Annotated in this window: 20 protein-coding genes; 6 read left to right on the top strand and 14 right to left on the bottom strand. The window is 70.0% G+C overall.

Annotated elements, in window-relative coordinates; genetic code table 11:
* Positions 1–41: 41 nt before the first annotated feature.
* A complete protein-coding gene (locus OO71_RS14500; protein ID WP_033290266.1) occupies positions 42–596 on the bottom strand; it encodes a snapalysin family zinc-dependent metalloprotease in 555 nt (184 codons plus the stop codon).
* Between the two features lie 144 nt (positions 597–740).
* Positions 741–1,784, bottom strand: a complete 1,044-nt coding sequence (locus tag OO71_RS50075) for a YbaB/EbfC family nucleoid-associated protein (protein ID WP_051791550.1) — start codon at positions 1,782–1,784, stop codon at positions 741–743.
* A gap of 127 nt (positions 1,785–1,911) precedes the next feature.
* Here OO71_RS50075 and OO71_RS14485 point away from each other — a divergent pair, with 127 nt between their 5' ends.
* On the top strand, positions 1,912–2,523 hold the full coding sequence (locus OO71_RS14485; RefSeq protein WP_156096297.1) for a TetR/AcrR family transcriptional regulator: 612 nt from the start codon (positions 1,912–1,914) through the stop codon (positions 2,521–2,523).
* A gap of 32 nt (positions 2,524–2,555) precedes the next feature.
* Positions 2,556–3,347: a TetR/AcrR family transcriptional regulator gene (locus OO71_RS14480; protein ID WP_033290265.1), complete on the top strand. Its 792-nt coding sequence runs from the start codon at positions 2,556–2,558 to the stop codon at positions 3,345–3,347.
* Here OO71_RS14480 and OO71_RS14475 read toward each other — a convergent pair.
* The 6 genes from OO71_RS14475 to OO71_RS14450 form a co-directional block, all read right to left on the bottom strand.
* Positions 3,322–4,077 carry a class I SAM-dependent methyltransferase gene (locus tag OO71_RS14475; protein ID WP_033290264.1) on the bottom strand — a complete coding sequence of 252 codons (756 nt, stop codon included), beginning with the start codon at positions 4,075–4,077 and terminating at the stop codon, positions 3,322–3,324. The two genes, OO71_RS14480 and OO71_RS14475, sit on opposite strands and share 26 nt — an antisense overlap.
* A gap of 10 nt (positions 4,078–4,087) precedes the next feature.
* Positions 4,088–4,306 carry a putative acetyltransferase gene (locus OO71_RS14470; protein WP_245633668.1) on the bottom strand — a complete coding sequence of 73 codons (219 nt, stop codon included), beginning with the start codon at positions 4,304–4,306 and terminating at the stop codon, positions 4,088–4,090.
* Positions 4,303–6,426 (bottom strand): phage holin family protein, encoded by a 2,124-nt coding sequence (locus tag OO71_RS14465; protein WP_033290262.1) that lies wholly within the window; start codon positions 6,424–6,426, stop codon positions 4,303–4,305. Before OO71_RS14465 ends, OO71_RS14470 begins: the two co-directional genes overlap by 4 nt.
* Positions 6,423–7,010, bottom strand: a complete 588-nt coding sequence (locus OO71_RS14460) for a DedA family protein (RefSeq protein ID WP_033290261.1) — start codon at positions 7,008–7,010, stop codon at positions 6,423–6,425. The genes OO71_RS14465 and OO71_RS14460 overlap by 4 nt, the downstream gene beginning before the upstream one ends.
* Complete coding sequence (locus OO71_RS14455; RefSeq protein WP_033290260.1) at positions 7,007–7,798, bottom strand: MBL fold metallo-hydrolase; 792 nt, start codon at positions 7,796–7,798, stop codon at positions 7,007–7,009. The genes OO71_RS14460 and OO71_RS14455 overlap by 4 nt, the downstream gene beginning before the upstream one ends.
* Positions 7,799–7,861: 63 nt before the next feature.
* Positions 7,862–10,021: a terpene synthase family protein gene (locus tag OO71_RS14450; RefSeq protein ID WP_245633667.1), complete on the bottom strand. Its 2,160-nt coding sequence runs from the start codon at positions 10,019–10,021 to the stop codon at positions 7,862–7,864.
* 197 nt (positions 10,022–10,218) lie between these two features.
* Here OO71_RS14450 and OO71_RS14445 point away from each other — a divergent pair, with 197 nt between their 5' ends.
* From OO71_RS14445 to OO71_RS14430, 4 genes are all read left to right on the top strand, one after another.
* Positions 10,219–10,518: a GNAT family N-acetyltransferase gene (locus OO71_RS14445; RefSeq protein WP_033290259.1), complete on the top strand. Its 300-nt coding sequence runs from the start codon at positions 10,219–10,221 to the stop codon at positions 10,516–10,518.
* A gap of 180 nt (positions 10,519–10,698) precedes the next feature.
* On the top strand, positions 10,699–11,715 hold the full coding sequence (locus tag OO71_RS14440) for a S1 family peptidase (protein WP_033290258.1): 1,017 nt from the start codon (positions 10,699–10,701) through the stop codon (positions 11,713–11,715).
* A 72-nt stretch (positions 11,716–11,787) separates the two neighbouring features.
* A complete protein-coding gene (locus OO71_RS14435; protein WP_033290257.1) occupies positions 11,788–12,630 on the top strand; it encodes an SCO6745 family protein in 843 nt (280 codons plus the stop codon).
* Between the two features lie 67 nt (positions 12,631–12,697).
* Positions 12,698–13,453, top strand: coding sequence for an SDR family NAD(P)-dependent oxidoreductase (locus tag OO71_RS14430; RefSeq protein ID WP_033290256.1), 756 nt, complete (start codon positions 12,698–12,700; stop codon positions 13,451–13,453).
* Between the two features lie 58 nt (positions 13,454–13,511).
* On the opposite strand, the gene OO71_RS14425 is transcribed toward OO71_RS14430, so the two are convergent.
* From OO71_RS14425 to OO71_RS14400, 6 genes are all read right to left on the bottom strand, one after another.
* Positions 13,512–13,928 carry a VOC family protein gene (locus OO71_RS14425; protein WP_033290255.1) on the bottom strand — a complete coding sequence of 139 codons (417 nt, stop codon included), beginning with the start codon at positions 13,926–13,928 and terminating at the stop codon, positions 13,512–13,514.
* 31 nt (positions 13,929–13,959) lie between these two features.
* Complete coding sequence (locus tag OO71_RS14420; RefSeq protein ID WP_033290254.1) at positions 13,960–14,382, bottom strand: hypothetical protein; 423 nt, start codon at positions 14,380–14,382, stop codon at positions 13,960–13,962.
* On the bottom strand, positions 14,382–15,188 hold the full coding sequence (locus tag OO71_RS14415; protein ID WP_245633666.1) for a heavy metal-binding domain-containing protein: 807 nt from the start codon (positions 15,186–15,188) through the stop codon (positions 14,382–14,384). The genes OO71_RS14420 and OO71_RS14415 overlap by 1 nt, the downstream gene beginning before the upstream one ends.
* Positions 15,185–15,982, bottom strand: coding sequence for a heavy metal-binding domain-containing protein (locus OO71_RS14410; RefSeq protein WP_033290409.1), 798 nt, complete (start codon positions 15,980–15,982; stop codon positions 15,185–15,187). Before OO71_RS14410 ends, OO71_RS14415 begins: the two co-directional genes overlap by 4 nt.
* Before the next feature lie 51 nt (positions 15,983–16,033).
* Positions 16,034–17,320 (bottom strand): GGDEF domain-containing protein, encoded by a 1,287-nt coding sequence (locus OO71_RS14405; protein WP_051791548.1) that lies wholly within the window; start codon positions 17,318–17,320, stop codon positions 16,034–16,036.
* Positions 17,321–18,679: 1,359 nt separating this feature from the next.
* On the bottom strand, positions 18,680–19,912 hold the full coding sequence (locus OO71_RS14400; protein WP_033290252.1) for an MFS transporter: 1,233 nt from the start codon (positions 19,910–19,912) through the stop codon (positions 18,680–18,682).
* Positions 19,913–19,922: the final 10 nt, after the last annotated feature.

Here is a 19,922-nt window from a genome sequence, read left to right as displayed (position 1 = left end):
TTTGCCCGGCCGCCGCGGTACCGATCGGCTGTGGAGTCGGATCAGCCGACCGGGGCGGGGAGCTTCTCGTAAATTCGTTCCTGTGGGCCGCCTGCGGTGCGGAATCCGTTGGCCCACAGTTGTTGCACGCGGGCGGTTTCCTGGGCGTTCGGGTTGGCGTTCGTGCAGGACGGGCCGGGGCCGCCGCCTGACATGAGTTCCGAGCACGGGCCCGAGTAGTGGTCCGGGAGGCCTAGGACGTGCCCTGTTTCGTGGGCGGTGATGCGGGTTTTGTTGTACTGCTGGGCCTGGGTGTAGTCGATGAAGATGGTGCCGTTGCCGTGGCCGTCGGTCTGGGCGTAGGAGCCTTGCGGGTCGTTGCCCTCGACGTACTCCAGCGACGCCCCGGACGACCTCTCCACCAGCTTGACGTTGCTCACCGCGCGGTTCCAGTTCGCCGCGCCCGCGTTGATCTCGGCGCGGAACGTCGGTGCGCCCGACGTGGTGTAGTACACCGTGGTGGTCGCGGCCGGGGCCGCGGTGGCGGCAGTGGCGGCGACCGGCGTGACGGCGAAGGCGAGTGCGACCGCGCCGGACAGCACGAACTTCCTGGACATCGGAAAGCTCCTGGGGGTTGGGGAGTTTGCCTGGTTTGCGCGCGCTCGACCCAACGTAGGCAGAAGATCCGAAACTGTGACCCGACTTTCGTACTGTCCGGCAAATGGTGATTTACCAACACCAACGACGGGTTGACAGGCAGGTCACCACGGCTGCAACTCGTCATCGTCCTCGTCATGGGCCCGGCGGCGGTGCGGCCCGGAGGTGGGCTGCGGCGGGGAAACCGAACCGGGCGACGCGGGCGGGACGCCACCGTGCGCAGGCGGGACGGGCTGGTTGCCGGTCGGTGGGGCAGGAGGGGTGCCACGGGATGGGATTGGGCGGGTGCCACCGCGCGCGTGCGGCGGGACGGCGGGGCCACCTGGTTGCGCGGGCGGCGGAGTGCTGCCACGGGGTGCGGCGCCGCCACGGGATGCCGTGCCGCCGCGCGGGGTGTGGCCGGGCGGGGAGCTGTCATGCGGCCCGGTGTTGCCGCGCGGGTTGCTGTCACGTTGCCCGGTGTTGCCGCGCGGGGTGTGGCCGGGTGGAGTGTCGCCATGCGGCCCGGTGCTGCCGGGCGGCGAGGTGTGGCCGGGCGGCGAGGTGTAGCCGGGCGGGTTGCTGTCACGCGGTGCGGCGCCGCCACGCGACGCAGTGTTGCCACGCGATGCGGCGCCGCCGCGCGATGGGGTGTTGCCGCGCGGGGTGTGGCCAGGCGGGGTGCCGTCACGGGGCCCGGTGCCGCCGCGCGGAGCGTAGCCAGGTGGCGTGCTCCCCGGGCCACTGACCGGAGCTCCACCCCGCCGGGCGGCCGGAGATCCGTCACTCTGCCCGGCATCCCCCGATGGGGTTTCGTCCGAATCCTCCTCCGGAGATGGCAGGAACGACCGCACCACTTCCATCATCTCGCTGCCGCCCGCGAGCGGCTCGAACGCGGCCAGGACGTCACGCGAGACCTGGCGTTGCGCCTTTCCGAACGCGTCCATGATCGACGCCGTCAGGCGGGCTCCGGTGGAGTGGCGCAGGGCGCGGTCGTCGATCTGCAGGTCTTTGAGTGCCCCGTTCGGCGTAACCGCGACCGTGACGAGGCCGTCCCTCGAGCGGGCCCTGCCTTCCGCCTCGTTCAGTTTCTCTTGCAGGGCAACACTTTTCGCCTGCATGTCGTCCACTCGCCGCTGGAAGTCGTCCAGCCACCCTTGATCGTCCACCGGCGAACGGTATCCATCCGGCCGGTCCCTCCCGGTGAACCGCGGATGGCCGCCGGGCGACGAAACGGTCGACATCCGCGGCGGGCCGGAGCCCCGGGCGGGCGCCGGGGGTAGTAGAACTGAGCGGGTGTCCGGAGAGGTCCAGGCCGGCGGTCGCACCCGCAACCGCTGGGGCGAGGGCGAGCGGCTGCGCGGGGAGATCCTCGCCGCGGCCAGCAGGTTGCTGTCGGAGCTCGACGGCGAGGACGCGCTCACCATCCGCGGCGTCGCGCGGGCCGTCGGCATTGCCCCGGCCAGCATTTACCAGCACTTCAGCGACCGGGCGGCGCTCGTCGCGGGGCTCACCGAGTACGAGTTCGCCCGGCTGCGCACCGCGATGGAGACCGCCGAAGCACGCATCCCGGCGCGCGACGTCGTGGCCCGCGTGCGTGCGCTGCTGCATTCGTACTGCCGGTTCGCCATGGACAATCCCGGACATTACCGGCTGATGACCGCCAACGGCACGCGCCCGCGTGGTCCGATGATCGACGTGATCGGCCTGCTCACCAGCGGATTCACGAACTGCGCCGACGCCGGGGTCGCCCTCCGGGTCCCCGCCGAACGGGCCGGGGTGATCGCGTTCGTCGGCGTGCACGGACGGGTCGCGCTGTTCCACTCGTCCGCCCGGCACGCCAGCCCGGACGCCGTGGTGACCTTCGCCGACGAGCTCGTCTCCCTCGTTTTCGCGGCCACGACGTAGTCCTTTATGCTGTAAGGAGAAAGGGGCTGCCGGTGGTCGTGTTCGCGGGGCAGGGTGACGCCCGCCGTTCGATGGAGCTGCTGTGGCGCGCCGGAGCCGAACCGCGCACCGCGCCGGGGCCGAAACCTGCGCTGAGTGTGGACCTGATCGTCCGGGCGGCAATCGAGCTCGCCGACACCGAGGGGATGTCCGCGCTGTCGATGCGCGCGGTCGGGGAGCGCCTCGGGCGCACGGCGATGGCGTTGTACACCTACGTGCCCAGCAAAACCGAGCTGATCGACCTGATGTGCGACCAGGTGTTCGGCGACCTGCGAGCCGACCACGACCTGTCCGCGGGCTGGCGACCTGCGATGCTCGAGCTGGCCGCCGACCTCTGGGACTTCCACCTGCGGCATCCGTGGCTGCTGCAGATGTCGTACGCACGCCCGGTGCTGGGTCCGGGGGAGTTCCGGATGCAGGAAACCGTGCTGCGGGTGCTGTTTGCCACCGGGTTGCCCGCCGGACAGGTGCGCCGGCTGGTCGGTGCGCTGCTGAACGTGGTGCGGGGAACGGTGCAGATCGCCGCGGAATCCCGGCAGGCGCTGAAGGAAACCGGACTGTCCGATGAGGACTGGTGGCACGCCAGAACCACGGCGCTCGGCGAACTGGCGCCGGACCTGGCCGCTCGGTACCCGCACGTCGCGCGGCTGAGCGAAAACCCCACGCCGCCTCCACCGGGGGTCTCGTACCTCGAACACGAGGCGCGACTCAGCCTGGACGCTGCGGTTGCCGTGCTCGCCGACGGCATCGAAACGGCGATCAGCCGGGCTTCCGCGCCTCGATGAGATACCGCGTGGTGGTGGCGACGAAAGGTCCGTCCTGGAGTTTCCGGTGCAGCTCACGCAATTGCGGCAGGTATCCGTCCACAGTGAACCCCGGGACCATCCAGATCACCTTGCGCAGGAAGTAAATCACCGCGCCGATGTCGTGGAACTCGGTACGCAGTTCTTCGAACCGAAGGTCGAGCACTTCGAGACCGGCCTGCGCGGCGGCGGCCCGCGCGCGGTCCGGATGCCTGCCGTTGCGCACCTCCGGCGGCTGCGGCCCGAGGAAGTACTCGACCAGCTCGAACACACTCCACGGCCCGACCTGCTGCGACAGATAACTGCCGCCCGGACGCAGCACGCGCGCAATCTCGTCCCACCACACCGTGACCGGATGACGGCTCACCACCAGGTCGAACACGTTGTCCCGGAACGGAAGCGGCGGCTCATCGGTGTCCGCGACGACCGTCGCACCGCGCGGTTCGAGCACTGCGGCGGCCTTGGCGACGTTCGGTGGCCACGATTCCGTCGCGACGGTGAGCGGCGGCAGCACCGGCACCCCGGCCAGCACCTCGCCGCCGCCGGTCTGAATGTCCACAACGGACTCGACGGACCGCAGCCGCTCGCCGAGCACCCGCTGGTACCCCCAGGAGGGCCGTTGCTCGGTGGCCCGCCCGTCGAGCCACGAGAAATCCCAGCCGGACACGGATGTGGTGGCGGCCTCGTCCACCAGGTCGTCGAAAGTGCGCATCCGGTGATCGTCACAGATCCGGCGTCGGCGGGCCACTCGTTTTCCGGCGGACGGGCGGTGGCGGCACGGGTTTCGCCGCGACCACCGCAGCCAGCGGGATGACCACCGGCCCGCGTTTCGTTTCCACCGTGCAGGTTTCGTCGTCCCGGGCAACGAGCGGGCCGAGCGCGTCGGTGAACCCGCCTTCGATCCGGTAGCGCACCACGACCCGGGTACCCAGCGGGATCACGACGCGACCTCCGATGGCACCGGAGCCACTTCCGCCGTACCGGGTTGCGGGTGGCCGAGGAACGTGAGCCAGTCACGGAACACGTGGTGGACGGCCTCCGCGCCGACGGGTTCGCCGGGCGCCGGGAATTCCCTTGGGTACAAGAGAAACCCGCGCTGCTGCGGTCCGCCTAGCCCGCCGTGCGACCCGACGTGCCGCTCGAACGGCGACGACTGGTCCGAATCCGGGTCGTGGCGGCTGTTGATCATGATGTCGGCACAGTGCGGGAAGGTGTCGACGCGCGCCACCAGGTCGGCCGCGGATGGCCCGTAACCGGCCAGCGGGTCCTCGCCGATCACCACGCCGGTGGCCAGCCGCTTGAGCCCGTCGCGGCCGAGCACCACCGGACCGAACTCCCGGCTGCGGACCAGCAGGAACCCGACGCCGTCGTGGTCGACGAGCGTCGGCAGCAGATCCGGGTACTCGCGTTCGATCGTCTCCAGCTCCACCCGGCCCTCGTGCTCGGTGAACGACACCATCGCCAGATGCCCGGACACCACCACGACCACCCCGGGCGCCACGCGCGTGACCTCCCCCGGCGACCCGCTCGTGGTACGCGGCCGGTCCTCGGCGCATTCGGCGTCCTCGACCCGGGCGCGCAGCCGTCGGGCGATCAGGCCACCAGTCGCCGTTGCCTCAGCCAGCGCCGCGTTCACCTGCCAGCTCTCCGCCTGCCGCCGTTTGCCTTGCTCCGCAACGGGTTCTCCGCCACACAGCCGTCCGACGAGCGCCTCGATCGTCTCGCCGAACCGGTCGACGAACGCCTGTCCCTGCGTTTGCCCGTGGTCCGAAAGCCCGACGAGGTGGTACCGCCGCGGGGCGAGCCGTCCGGCCCGCAGCAGCCGCGCGAACTGCTGGTCGATCGACCGCAGCACCTCCAGCGTGTCGAACCGTTCGATGCCGGAATGGTGCGCGACCTCGTCGTAGCCCAGGAAATCCGCGTACACCACCGGCCGCCCGGCGAGCATGTCGCCGATGATCGCGGACACCACGACGTCGCGCGCGATCACCGTGGTACCCGCTCGGGCGAGCGGGTAGAAACCGCCGCGCGGGATCCGCGGCACCACCCCGGCCCGACGCTGCTTCGCCGCCGCGGACAGCTCGCGGACGATGTCAGCGAGCGCGACGCCCAACGTCCGCAACACGTTCACCGGATTGGCGAAGTATTCGCGATAGCCGGCGCCGACCCCGTCCCGGCGGCGGCTGCGCAGCTTGCGTGGCACCAGCACCGGCACGGAACTCATGGTGAGGCTGACGTGCTCGGCGTCGCCGGAGAAGAGGTTGCCGTGGCTGGCGCCGTCGATCGACAGCAGGCCGCGGCCGTTGCTGTGCCGTCGCTCGATCTCGGCGGCGTCGGACGGGTGCGCGCACGCCATCACGTGGTCGCGATCCTTTTCGTACCAACGGAAACCGAGGATGTCGTGGTTCGAGCCGTGCAGGATGCCGCACACGCTCGCGCCGGTCTGTGAGCTCCAGTCGGTGTGCCAGCGGGTGAGCGAATGCGTGCCGTCGGCGAGCCACGCGGCGAACGTCGGCATGTCGCCGTCGCGGATCGCGCGGCGGACGGTGTCGTACCCGAGCCCGTCGATCTGCAGGAACACCACTCCGGGCGGCTCGTCGGCCTTACCCGGGTCAGGGCTGGCTTTCCGTCGGCGCCGGGCCGCGCGGCGGAAGAAGATCTCGTCCTCGTCGACGGCCAGCGCGCTGGAGATCACCGCACCCACCGCGGACATCGCGACGGTGACCACGATCGCGGTGGACAGGCCGTGCAGTTCCACCCCGGGTACCGCCTGCAGGATCGCCAGGGTCGCCGCGCTGAGCAGGATGTACGTGCCGACGCCGAGGGTGAAGTACGCGATCGGCCACGCCACGCGCAGCACGAGCGGCCACACCACGGCGATGAGCAACCCGAGGATGAGCGCGCACACCGTGGCCTGCCACCACGAGTGCATGGCGAAGCCGTCGAGCCATGCGTCGAGCAGTCGCAGCGCGCCCGTGACCGCGACCCAGACGAGGAGCACGCGCGCGACGACGCGTCCGCCGCGCAGCAACCGGCCCTTCGCCGGGGCGGGTGTGGTCACCGGGTTCCTCCCGTTTGGCGTGCGGCACGGCGCTTGGAAATCAACGTGGTCACGACGGTCACCACCAGCACCAGCACGGTGGCAAGCAGGGTCGCGATCAGCGGCGAGTCGAAAATACCGCCGCTGACGATGCCCAGCAGCGCATACGCGACCGCCCACAGCACGCACGCGAGCAGCCCGGCGGGCAGGAACTTGCGCCACGGATAGCCGAGCGTCCCGGCGGCGAGCAGCACGGGAATCCGTCCGGCCGGGACCAGCCTGCCGATCACCACGAGCTGCCAGCCGCGCCGGGCGAACTGCTCGCGGCCTTTCGCGAGCCGCTCGGCCTGCTGCCGCCGCTCGACGAACCGCAGCAGCACTTCACTGCCGAACCGGGGGACGGCGAAGGTGATCACGTCACCCAGGTACGCGCCAAGCACGGCCAGCACGATCACCAGCGGCAGCGACAGATGGTCGGTGGTCATCGCGACCGCGGCCGCCGCGCCCACGACCGCGCCGGTCGGCACGATCGGGATCACCGAGCCCAGCAGCACTCCGCCGAACAGCGCCGGGTACCCGATCGCCGACGGATCCGTCCAGTTCACTCGCGCTCCTCGGGCGCCGGAAGCAGGACGTCCGTGCCAGGACGGGTGTGCAGCACCTCGGTCTCGAGCCCGGCGCAGCGCACGTGATGCGCGAACGTTCGGGGCGGTTCGACGAGCAGCTGCCGCATCCGCGCGGTGCGGTGGATGCCGGGTACCGCCAGGGTCCCCCAGTGCACCGGCACCGCGGCGCGAGCTTGGACGAGCGCGGCAGCCTCGGCGGCGCGGGCGGGCGTGAGGTGCCCGGGGCCGAGGTTCGGACCCCAGCCCCACACCGGCAGCAACGCGACGTCGACCGGGCCGAGGTCGGCCATCCCGGGGAAGAGGTCGGTGTCGCCTGCGGAGTAGACCCGCTTGCCGTCGGCTTCGAGGAGGTGACCGAGCGCGGGACTCTGCGGTCCGTGGGTGAGCCGGGGACCCCAGCGGTGGCCGGAATGGTCGGCCTCGGTGGCGGTGACGCGGAGGTCGCCGTCGGTGATCGTCTGGCCGGGGGAGATCTCCTCGACGCCGGTGAAGCCGTGCCGGGCCACCCAGCTGCCGGCGCCCCTCGGGACGACGATGCGGGTGTTGCGGCCGAGGAGTTTGAGCGAGGGGAGGTGCAGGTGGTCGCTGTGGAGATGCGAGACGAGGACGATGTCCACGCCGGACCAGGCGGCGACGTCCGGGCGCGGGGCTACCCGGGTGAGGGGCCCGATCCAGCGGGTGAGCACGGGGTCGGTGAGCGCCACCCGGCCGCCGAGTTCCACGCGGGTGGTGGCGTGGCCCAGGAAGTGGAGGTTCAAGGTGCGCACGTGTCGAGTATTGCGGGGTGGTGCGGGGAATGCTCGGCGGAGTGGTGGGTTGCACCCGCTGGGTCACCTGTGGAGTATTCCGTGAAGGCCACCTTCACGGAATCTAGGTCCGTGAAGGGAACCATGAGGGAATCTGCTTCCGTGAAGGTTCCCTTCACGGAAGTGGGTCGGCGGTTCCGCGTAGCGCTGGCAGTTGCGGTGCCAGTGAAGGATCCCGGACATCCAGTGCTGCAGGCTCTCCGCGTACTCGGCGAGTGCGGCGTCAGCTTGCAGGGAAGGAAGCCCGACGTCCACCGCATGCTGGAATTCCGCCATTCGCGCGGCGATCAGGTCGCCCACGATGGTGAAGGCGCGGTCCTGCCCGACGTCCAGGAAGGAGCGCACCACCAGCACCGCGTTGTGCAGTTCGCCCTCGTACTCGATCTCCTTGCGGTACGAGAATACGTCGTTCACCAGGCAGGCGTAGTCGGTCGCGGAGTGTTTCATGGCCTGCAGTACCCGGGTGCGGTGGAGTTCCGGCGGGATTACGACGTGGTCGGACAGGCTCATGGTCAGGTCGGCACCGAAGGTCCGGCGGCGCATCTCGACGTAGTCGATCGGGTCCGGGATGCGGTTCTGCGCCTGGTTCACCAGCTCCCACAACCAGCTCTCGGTCATGTCCTCGATCGAGGCGCGGAACGTCCGTCGCGCGGCCGGGGTCATCGGGCCTGCGGTGCGTTGCCACAGGTCGGCGAGGCCTGCTTCCAGTGGGTTGAGCGGCGGCGGTACGGGCTCGCAGTCGGTGGGAGTGAAGAGTTTCAACCGCGAGGTCATCAGCTTGGCGCCGGGCAGGTCGCGCCGGGCGCCGAAGACGGCCGGGTAATAGTCGTCGCCGTAGGTGCCCCAGGTCAGCCATGCGCTGGTGAGGTCCAGTTGCTCCGGTGACGCGTCCGGGTGGATGCCTGCGCCGCACAACGGCAGGTCGATTGCGCGCAGCCGGCGTTCGTCCCACAGCGACTCCGACAGGAAACCCATCCGCCGCGCCCAGCCGACGACGTTCTCCCGCGCTCCGGCCAGATGCGGGCTCAGTCGCAGCGGGTACGGCATCGGGATTTCCGGCAGCGTCACCGGTCCTACCCGCTCGAACGGCCGGTGCGTGAACGCCCGCGCCCGTTGCGGGGCCGTCGACGCGATCGAGCTGAACATCCGGATGGCGGACATCCCGAGCCCGCCCCGCGGGGACAGCGCGCCCTCGTTCATGTACCGGCTCGACCGCAGATGCCATTCGTGTCCGCCGGATTGCCAGTCCTGCAAACCCTTGACGTACGCGAACGTCTCGGCCCGTCCGGAGAGCCGTACGCCATGCTCGTCGAACAGCGCGGGTACCTCGGTGAGCGCGGTGTGCTCGAACTGGTGCAGCCGCGACGTGAGCAGGTCGTTCACCGCGTCCGCGGCCTCCTGCGTGCGGCAGCCGAGGAACTTCTCGAACACCAGCACGCCGTTGGACAGCTCGCCTTCGTCCTCGACCTCGCGCTGGTAGGAGAACAGGTCGTTGCGGAGGTGGACAGCGTCGGCGAAACAGTCGCGCAGTACCTGCATCGGGCGCTTCGCCGCGATTTCGTCCGGTACCTCGGCGTGTACCGAATGCTCGATCAGGTTCGCCGACCACGGCGCGCCGCCGACCTTGCGCCGCATCTCGATGTACTCGATCGGATTCGCAACGCGGCCCTCGTTGATATTGGCCAGCTCCCACAGCGATTCGTCGAGCAGGTTGCGCGTGCTCTCCCGGAACCGCCGCCGCCAGCCCGCCGACCGCTGCGGCACGGTGCGGTTCCACAGGTCGGTCAGCCCGCGTTCCACCGGATTCTGCGGCGTTTCGGTGATTGCCCCCGCGGCAGGCATGAAGTGCCCGAGCCGGTCGAGGTACCCGCGGGCGTGCTCGATGTCGCCAGTGCGCTTGAAGAGCTCGAGGAAGTGGTCGTCGAAGTAGAAGACCCAGACGTACCAGTCGGTGACGAGGTCGAGTTCCGCCGCCCCGGCGTCCGGATGGGTGTACGCGCAGAGCAGTGCGTAGTCGTGGGAATCGAAGTCGCGTTCGTCCCAGATCACCGTGCCGTGCTGGGGCACGTCGATCATGTCCATCGTGTACGCCCACGCCTTGCTGTGCGCCCGCGCGCCCGCCAGGTGCGGGCTCAGCCGGGCGGGATGGGGCAGGTAGAACTCGGGCAGGACGAACGGCTGCATCCCTTGCCTTCCGTTGGCGACCCCCCGAGGCAAACAGACCCGACCGGCGTGGCGGAACCCCTGCCACCCGGGCGATTCCGCCCCATCGCCCGTGCAGCCGAGGGGGCCGCCTGTTTTGATGGGCGCTGAGTACCGCCGCGTCGCTCGATGGTGAAGCGCGAGCCGACATCCGGGCGGTCGGGAACGAGGAGTGTGGAATGAGCGACGAAACCCGCGTGGTCCGCAACGACGGCGAGAACCGCTACGAGGTGTACGCCGACGGCAAGCTCGCCGGGTTCGCCGAGTTCACCCCGAAAGACTCCGAGACCGTCTTCACCCACACCGAGATCGGGGACGAGTTCGGCGGCCGCGGCCTCGGCAAGGTGCTCGCGAAGGCCGCGCTCGACGACGTCGTGGCGCGCGGCGGCGTGATCGTTCCGGTGTGCCCGTTCATCGCCGGGTACCTGCGCAAGACCGATGAGTACGCCGAGCATGTCCGGTGGCCGGGCGAGCACTGACCCTGTTCGGGCATCCGCGCTGGTCCGAACGGTCCAACGGGTCCGATTTGTCCTCATCGCTTGGTGATTAACCAACCTTCGTCGGTTCCGCGTTGGTTGCCGGGCAACAACAGTGTGGGGCGTCCCCCCGTGGTGCGCGGCCCGGCCGCGCACGGTCGGTCCAGCTCACCTGGAGGAAGAATGGCTTCCCGGAAGACGCTCGTTACGGGTCTCACCGCGTTGTCGGCCGCGGCGCTGACCGCGGGCATGTGCGTGAACGCCGCGTCGGCCAGCCCGCTCGCCTTCGCCAAGATGCAGGCGGAGTCCATCACCCAGGCCACCCAGGTCGCCGACACCCTCGGTGCCGGCAACGGCGGCATCCACCTCGAACGCGGCAAGGCGGTGCTGAACGTCACCGACGCCGCGGCGCAGGAGAAGGCCAAGGCCGCCGGCTTCACGACCAAGCTGGTGAAGCACAGTTTCACCGCGCTCACCGGCGCGAAGAACAGCATGGACGCGGTCAAGAACGTGCCGCAGACGGCGTGGGGGATCGACACCAAGACCAACCAGGTCGTGGTGAAGATCTACGACGCCGCTTCGCCGGCCACCGCGGCGAAGGTCACGGCGGCCGCGGCCAAGCTGGGTGATGCGGCGCGGGTCGAGCACCGCGCGGGCAAGCTGTCCACCTTCATCTCCGACGGCGATTCGATCAACAACGGCCAGTACACCTGCTCGCTCGGCTTCAACGTGACCCGCGGCGGACAGCCGTTCATGCTGACCGCGGGCCACTGCACCAACACCGGCGGTACCTGGTCCGGCGGCGACGTGTCCGGCGCGCAGATCGTGGAGAGCGACTGCCCCGGCGCCGACTCCGGCCTGCTGACCCGCCCGAACGGCACCGGTCCCGGCGCGATCAACACCGGCCAGCAGATCACCAGTGCCGGCACGCCGACGGTCGGCGAGCAGATCCAGAAGATGGGCCAGACCACCGGCGGTGGCAGTGGCGAGGTCACGTCGGTCGACGAATCGGTGAACTTCGACGTCGGCGTGCTGAACCACGAGTTCGGCACCACCGCGCACACTGACCACGGCGACTCCGGCGGCCCGGCCTACGACGGGTCGAAGGGCCTCGGCACGCTGTCCGGCGGCGACACCCAGACCAGCTACTTCTACCCGCTGACGCTGGAACTGCAGTCCTACAACCTCGAGCTCGCCTGAGTTTTTTCTTCAGCGGCCCGCCGTCCCGGTTTCCCGGGGCGGCGGGCCGTTTTCTGGCCTAGGGTCACCGGAATGGAGCCGAATCCGGCGCGGCGTCTGTGGGCGGCGCTCGAACCCGTGCACGCGGTGGTGTACTTCGCCCCCGAACCGGCGGCCGCTGCGAAGGCGGTGGGCCTGCGCGGCTGGTGGATGGGCTATTTCGCGGGCCGTGCGGCGCCACTGGGTCCGATCGGGCCGGAACCCGTCACCTCGATGTTCTACGGTTTCGCCCCGCGGATGGTCGCGCGGGCGCTGCCGGACGCCTGGACGTTCGCCGCGCCCGGCGACGTATTGCGGACCCGGATCGAGGCCGTCGAGGAGGCCTTGACCCGGCTGCTGGGTCCGGTCGAGCTGGACGAGCTCGTGTCGCTGCTGGAGCAAGCCGTCGCCGGGTGCCGTTTCGACGGACGTCCGCTTGCGGCGGCCTGGGCGGCTGCAGCTCGCCCGGACCGTCCGCTGGCGCGGTTGTGGCTCGCGACCGCGGCCTTGCGCGAGCACCGCGGCGACGGTCACGTGCTGGCCGCGGTGGCGTCCGGGTTGAGCGGTCTCGAAGCGTCGCTCACGCACATCGCGACCGGAGCGACCACCCGCGAGCTGGTGCAACCGGCCCGTGGCTGGACCGACGACGAGTGGGAAACAGCCACGGAACGCCTGGTCGCGCGGGGCCTTCTCGACGGCGGCGCGCTGACTCCGGCGGGCGCGGACGTCCGCCGCACGATCGAGGAAATGACGGACCAGCTCGCGGCCGATCCGCTGGAGGCGCTCGGCCCGGTGGCGGTCGATCGGGTAGTGGAGCTGGTCACGCCGCTCAGCAGGCAGGTAGTCGACAGCGGCGGGCTGCCGATCCCGAATCCGATGGGGGCGACCCGGCCGTAGGTCGCTGGTCGAAATCCGGGTCCCCCGTTCGACGCACTGGTGGAAGCCCGGAACACCAGGAGGTCGGATGTTGCTCGAAGGCAAGAACGCGGTCGTGTACGGCGGTGGCGGGGGAATCGGCGGCGCGATCGCGCGTGGATTCGCCGAGGAGGGCGCGCGGGTTTTCCTTGCCGGGCGCACGCGCGAGAAGCTGGAGCGGGTGGCGGCGGACATCCGGGCGGCAGGCGGAACCGCGGACGTCGCGGTGGTCGACGCGCTCGACGAGCAGGCCGTGGACGCCCACGCGGACGCGGTGGTCGAAGCGGGCGGCAGCCTGGACATTTCGGTGAACGTGATCACCCACGGCGACGTCCAGGGTACGCCGATGATCGAGATGTCCATGGCGGATTACGAACAACCCGTGGTCACCGGTGTGCGGACGACGTTCCTCACGATGCGCGCGGCCGGACGGCACATGAAGCGGCAGGGGTCCGGGGTCGTGCTGCTTTTCGGCGGCGACGGAGAACCCGTGCGCAACCACGCGGTCGGCGGCCTGCAGGTCGGTTTTGCTGCGCTGGAAGCAATGCGCCGGCAGCTCGCCGCGGAGCTCGGCCCGCACGGCGTGCGTACGGTGACCCTGCGCACCGGCGGCGTACCCGAGACGATCCCGGCCGATTTCGCCGGTGCGGAAGCTCTTGGCGCGGAGCTCGCGAAGATGACCATGCTCGGGCGTACCGCCACCCTGTCCGACGTCGGCGCCGTCGCTGCATTCGCCGCGTCGGACAAGGCCCGCACGATGACCGCCGCCACAGTGAACGTCAGCTGCGGTGCGCTGGTGGATTGAAGTCCGTGAAGGGAACCATCACGGAATCAGATTCCGTGATGGTTCCCTTCACGGACCTTCACGGCTTGGCACGGGCGGAAATCTGCTGTACCGCCCATGCATTGCCGTCCGGGTCGCTGAAGTGGACGAACCCGATGTTGTCGAGGTCGCTCAACGCTCCGGTGCCGGGATCCGGGCCGTACAGCTGGACTTCGCCGACGTCGACCCCGCGGGCGACGAGCTCCTCCCGCGCCTTCCGCACGTCGGCGACGACGAGCTGCAGGCCCTTCAGCGACCCCGGCGGCATGTCCGGCACCACGCCCTTGCCGAGCACGATCGAGCAGCCCGACCCGGGCGGCGTCAGCTGCACGAGACGCAACCCCGGGCCGGGCGTGACGTCGTGGTCGAGGTGGAAGCCGACCTGGTCGGTGTAGAACGCTTTCGCCCGGTCCACATCGGACACCGGAACGACGACGACCTCGAGAGTCCAGTCCATCCCCGAGTTCTAGCGGGACCCGCGCGGCCGGTCAAGTTCCGCCGAGCAGCCGCGAGAGTGCTTGCCGCGCTTGGGCGTCGCGCCGGGCGAGGGCTTGCAGCTCGTGCACGAGGGTGGTGAGCCATTCGTCCACGTCGGTCTCCCGGCGGCTGATCACCACGCCGCGCACGACCATCCGCACCTCGCCGCGGACGGTGCCGTCCGCTGCCGCGCTGAGCACGAGGTGCCGGTCGGGCGTCAGCACGCGCACCTCGATGGGCTGGCCCGCGCGACCCGCGACGCGGTCGGCAAAACTGCGCCGCCGCTCGATTTCCACCATGCCCGGTGGCAGCGCGTCGCCGAGGGTTTCGGACAGTACGCGGCTGTACGACGCGACGTCGGCGCGGTCGGTGCGAAGCGCGGCGAGCAGGAGGTGGAACTCGCCGGACGGGCCGCTCAACCCGGAGCCGGACATCAGTCCGTGAGCGGCAGCACGAGCTGCGGCTTGGTGATGTGATGGTCCGCGCGCAACGGCTTGACCGCGGTGCCGATCGCGAAGAATTCCGTGGTGTGGCCGCCCCAGCGATGCGGAAGCGACAGCAGCTGTACCCCGACAATGCCTTCTGCGTGCAGCTGCTCGGCCTCCGCCTGCATCCGCGCCATCGCCAGCTCACGCGCGTCGTACAGCGCCTCGGTGTACTGCGGGATTTCCACGTTCTGCCCGATGTTCCCGACCGCTTGGCGGAATCGCTGGTGCGCGATGTGGTAGACGCACGAGCCCATCACCATGCCCAGCGGCGCGTACCCGGCCTGCACGAGGGTCCAGAAATCCTGGCCGGACAGGTCGCTGGTGAACGGTTTTCCCTTGCCGGTCCGCCATTCCCCGGGTTCGTCGGCCTTCACCGCGGTACCGACGGCGATGAACTCCGCGAGGTCGTTGCCGAACTCCTTGAACTCGATTTCCAGCCGCACCGCGACGATCCCGTCCGCGCCGAGCAGGTCCGCCTCGGCCTCCATCCGGGTCATCGCGAGCTCGCGCGCGTGGTACATCGCCGCGGACAGCCGGTCCAGCTCCTGGTTGCGGCTCCACCGCCCCATCTGGAAGCCGACGTGGTAGATGCTCGACCCGAGCACGAGCCCCAGCGGGCGGAACCCGGCCTCCCGCACGAGCAGGAACTCGTTCACGCTCAGGTCGGAGGTAAAGAGACTGGTCGCCTGCCCCGGCCGCATTTCGGCGAGCCGGCGCATCGCATCGTCGGGGATCTGCGGCGCGGTGGTCACGGCTTCTCCTTCGACTGCAACGGGAGGACGGTGAGCGCGGACGTCGGTACGGCGGCCTCGGCGTGGAAACGCGCGACGGCGGTGCCGAACACGCTCGCCAGCCCGGCCACGCCCACCTCGCCGAGTGGCCAGCTGTCGAGCGTCATCCGGGACACGATCGCGCCGTCGGCACCGCTGGCGCGGACGGCTTCGCGGAACTCGGCGCGAGCCCTCGCACGGATGTCGGTGACGAGCTTCGTGTGCGCGTCGACCTCGGTGTTTCCGGCCCACACCGTGGTTTGGTACTGGAGGTTGTAGTCGTACGTGGTGTGCGCGCCGACGCCGATCACCACCGTCGCGGGCACCCATCCGGCCTGGACGAGCTTGCCGGCGTCCGGCCCGGACAGCTCGGTGGTGAACACGAAACCGGGCCGCTGCGCGGAAAGCGCCCGCACCGCCGTGCCGAGCGCGACGAACTCGCGCAGGGTCTCGTCGAGGTGGGTCACCGAGAGCTGGATGCCGAGGACGCCGTCGGCGTTGATGGCCCTTGCCTCGGCGCGCAGCCGTTCGAGCGCGACGCGGTAGCCGGTGCGCATGACGTCGCCGTACATCGAGAGCTGCTGTGTCGGCGTGATCCCGATCCCGGAGCCCCAGCCGAGCCGCTGGACCACGCAGCCCATCACCTCACCGGTGGCGACGAACCCGGCGGCCTCGGCGCCGACCGCCCCGGGCACGCTCAGCAGTGACGTGGACAGCCCGGAGGACGCGGCCCGGTCGACCCGGGCCTGCGCGACCGGCAGCTCCCATTCGGGCACCCGGACCTCCTCGTCCCCGCTGCCCTCCATCGTGGCACGCGGAACCGGCGGTCAGCAGCTGGCGAGTTCGACCCGGTTGCGGCCGGCCTGCTTCGCCCGGTACAGCGCGGCGTCGGCGGCGACCAGCACGTCGTCGACGCCGGCGAGGTGGGAGGCCGGGTAGAGCACACAGCCGATGGAGATGGTGAGGTCGCTGATCACCGTGTCGCGATCCGGCAGCGGAACGGCCACCTGCGGGATCCGGCGGCGGATGCGGTCAGCGATGTGGCCGAGGTGGTCCGCGCTAGGGATGTCCGGCAGCACGATCGCGAACTCCTCGCCTCCCCAGCGGCCGCACACGTCCTGGTCCCGCACCTCGGCCCGCAGCGACATCGCGATCTCGCGCAGCACCAGGTCGCCGGTGGGGTGGCCGTAGGTGTCGTTGATGGACTTGAAGTGGTCGAGGTCGAGCAGCAGGACGCCGACCGTGCCCTGGGTGACGCGGGCGCGTTCGAGGTACCGCTCGGTGACCGTGCGCCACCAGCGTTTGGTGGCGAGGCCGGTGGTGACGTCGGTGCGGGCGTCGTGCTGGAACTGGGTGAGCAGCAGTCCGCGGTGCAGGGCCACCAGCGCGATCACGACCCCGGCGAGGATCAGCGGGTTGGCCAGCAGCAGCAAGGCCGCGGTGACCAGGCCGAGCCCGATTGCGCCCGCTTCGAGCAGCTGGTCGCCGAAGCCGGAGAACAGGTCGGAGAACGACCGCGGCGGGCTCGACAGCGCGATCGCCACCATCACGAGCGCGGTGTTGATCGCCCAGCGCAGCCCGGCGGCGAGGATGAAGACCGCGAGGTCGAGCAGCCCTGGCGCGAAGCCGTGCGCGAGCACGCCGGGGTACTCGTGCATGCCGAGCGCGAGCACAGCGACGGCGGCTTGGGTGCCGCACAGGACGGTCGCGGCGGAGAAGATCCAGCGGTGCGGCAGGACCGGGCGTTCCCGCGGCCAGATCCGCCACCACGCGATGGCGTAGGTGAACACGACCATCGCCGACGCGAGGACGGCAGGTAGCGCGACGACGGCGGCGATGCTCCACACGGCCTTGGTGTCGACGTACGCCACGGTGGGTGCCCGGTTGTATTCGCGCTGTCGCTCGATGTGCCGGGTCGCCTCGATCGCGAGCGCCGCGCACACGGCGAGGACGCCGAAGCGGATCAGGTCCATCCGGTGCACGGGCGCAAGCCAGGCGGTAGCCAGTGTCGCGCCGACCGCGACGGCGTTCACGAGGAGCACGTAGGTGCGGACGTGGGAAGGCAACCGCCAAAGGCGCCAGCCCGTGAACCACCCGGCAACTCGTCCGCGCACTCTTCACCTCACCCGGTTGGCTTCTACCGTAAACGACGAGGCGCGTCGTGTGCTGGCCGTTGTCCGGACTCTGGGAGTGGCCAAGGCAATTTCGCCCGGACAGCCCAGCGCCCGCTCGTCGGCGAGGGGAGGTGACCACTGTGGGTAGTGGCGGGCCGCCACGAATTCGTGACGGACCAGGGGATGGGCCCACCCGTCCGGCCGCAGATCCCGGGCACATTCGGTGACCGTTGGACCCCCGATGACGTGCAAAAACCCCCGGAAGAGCGACCCTGAAACGGAGGCGACCACCGTGCGCGACAACAACTGGGCTGCTTCTTTCCCGCGTTGAGTCTCGACTGGAGGTCGAGACTTCGCTCTTTCTTCGTGAGAGGAGGTGTCCACGGTGCGAGACAACAACTGGACGCGCTGAGACGTGTCAACGGGTGGTGACAGTGACTGGGGTTGAGGCCCAGGTGAGCGGAGGGAGACGCGGCATGCGTGACAACAACTGGTGACAGGAGAGGCGTGATCGGGAGCCCGGGGGATCCGGGGATTTCGGGGATTTCGGAAGGGGGTGTCGAGATGCGGGACAACAACTGGACTCGGTGACCTGGGGAAATGCGGCTTGTGGAGGAGGTGGACGGGTTATGCGTGACAACAACTGGACCCGCTGATCAGCCCGGAATCCGCGTCTGCAGGAGAGGAGGTGTGGCCCGTGCGTGACAACAACTGGACCCGCTGATCCGACCCGTACCCACGTCGACCGGGGAGGAGGTGCCCCACATGCGCGACAACAACTGGACCCGTTGACCAAGGCCCCGCGATTGAGCCCTGCCCGAGAGGAGGTGCCCGCAGTTATGCGTGACAACAACTGGATCCGTTGACCCGACCCGAACCCGCGTCGTCCGGGGAGGAGGTGCCGCAAGTGCGTGACAACAACTGGACTCGTTGACCTGACCCGAACCCATGCCAACCGAAGGGGAGGTGCCGCAAGTGCGTGACAACAACTGGATCCGTTGACCCGACCCGAACCCATGCCAACCGAAGGGGAGGTGCCGCAAGTGCGTGACAACAACTGGACTCGTTGACCCGACCCGAACCCATGCCAACCGGGAGGAGGTGCCGCAAATGCGTGACAACAACTGGACTCGCTGACCCGACCCGAACCCACGCCAACCGAGAAGGAGGTGCCCGAAGCGATGCGCGACAACAACTGGACCCGCTGACCACACCCCCGAACGCCACGTCACCGAGAGGAAGTGACCACCCGCGATGCGTGACAACAACTGGATTCACTGACCCGACGCCCCCAGGTCCGTCCCCGAGGAGGTGAGAGGGCGTGCGTGACAACAACTGGACCTGAGCCGAGCCCGCGGATCACCGGGCGGGAGGTGGGGTGGCCCCGTCGAGGGGAGTTCGGCGGGGCCGCACCGCGCGGGTCCATGCGGTTGCGGCGGCGAAAGCGCATCCGGCGCCGACGACCGCCGCGATGGCGACCACCGTCGTCGGCGCGAATGCCAGTGCCAATGCGCCCGCGCCCGCGATCGTCAGGCCCTGTGCCGCGCGCAATGCCGCGATCGCGACCCCGATCACCTGGCCGCGCTGCTCCGGCGGCGCGGCGAGGCTGTACTGCACCTGCGTGATCAAATCGTGCGCGGAGAACATCCCGGACACCGTCCACAGCGCGACGATCACCGGCAACGCGGGCGTCCAGCCCGTCGGCAGCAGCACCAGGCTGCTCGCCACCGCAAGCGGACCCAGCCACCGCATCTGCCGGGCGCGCGGCAACCGGCTGATCAGCAACGCCCCGAGCAGCGTCCCGACCGGGTTCGCCACCAGCAGCCAGGCCAGCACCCCGGTACCGCCGAGCTGCGCGGCCACCGGTACCGCGAGCCCTTCCGGCACCACGTAAAACCCGCAGCAGCACGCGATTGCCAGCAACGACCGCAGTTTCCGGTCCCGTACCACCAGCCGGCACCCGGCCACCAGCGACGCCCACTGCGGCGTGCGTTCCGCCACCGTCGACACCGGGTACGGCCGCAGACCCCAGCGCAGCGCCGCGGCCGACACCGCGAACGTCACCGCGTCCGCCCACAACGCGCCCGAAACTCCCAGCCACGCAACCACCGCGGCGCCCGCGCCGAACCCGATCACGAGAGCTGCCTGGTACGTCGAGGACAGGATCGCCTGCCCGGTCGCCAGCCGTTCCGCGCCGAGCAGATCCGGCAGCACGGCCTGTCGCGCGGCCTGGAACGGTCCGGCCGCCAGCTGGACCACCACCAGCAATCCGGCGGCGACCGGCCACGGCACCCCGGGAATCGCCATCAACGCGACGAGCAACGCGCGTACGACATCCGCAACCACGAGCACCGTACGCCGCGGAAATCGGTCGGCGAGGCCGCCGAGTGCGCCGCCGAGGAGGTCGGGCAAGTAGGTGAGCGCGTACGTCCCGGCGGCCCATCCCGCGGACGCCGTACGGTCGAACACCAGTACCGTCAACGCGACGCGCGCCAGCTGATCTCCCGCGACCGACAGTACGTGCGCAAGCCACAGCGCCCGGAATTCGGCCACGCCGAAGACCTTCCGGAAGGACGGCGCCGTCGTGGTCATGTGCTCAGCC

The organism is Amycolatopsis jejuensis, assembly GCF_000717335.1.
Classification (GTDB): Bacteria; Actinomycetota; Actinomycetes; order Mycobacteriales; family Pseudonocardiaceae; genus Amycolatopsis; species Amycolatopsis jejuensis.
The sequence above is the reverse complement of the archived record's forward strand: the minus strand, read 5'-3'. Positions and strand labels throughout refer to the sequence as shown.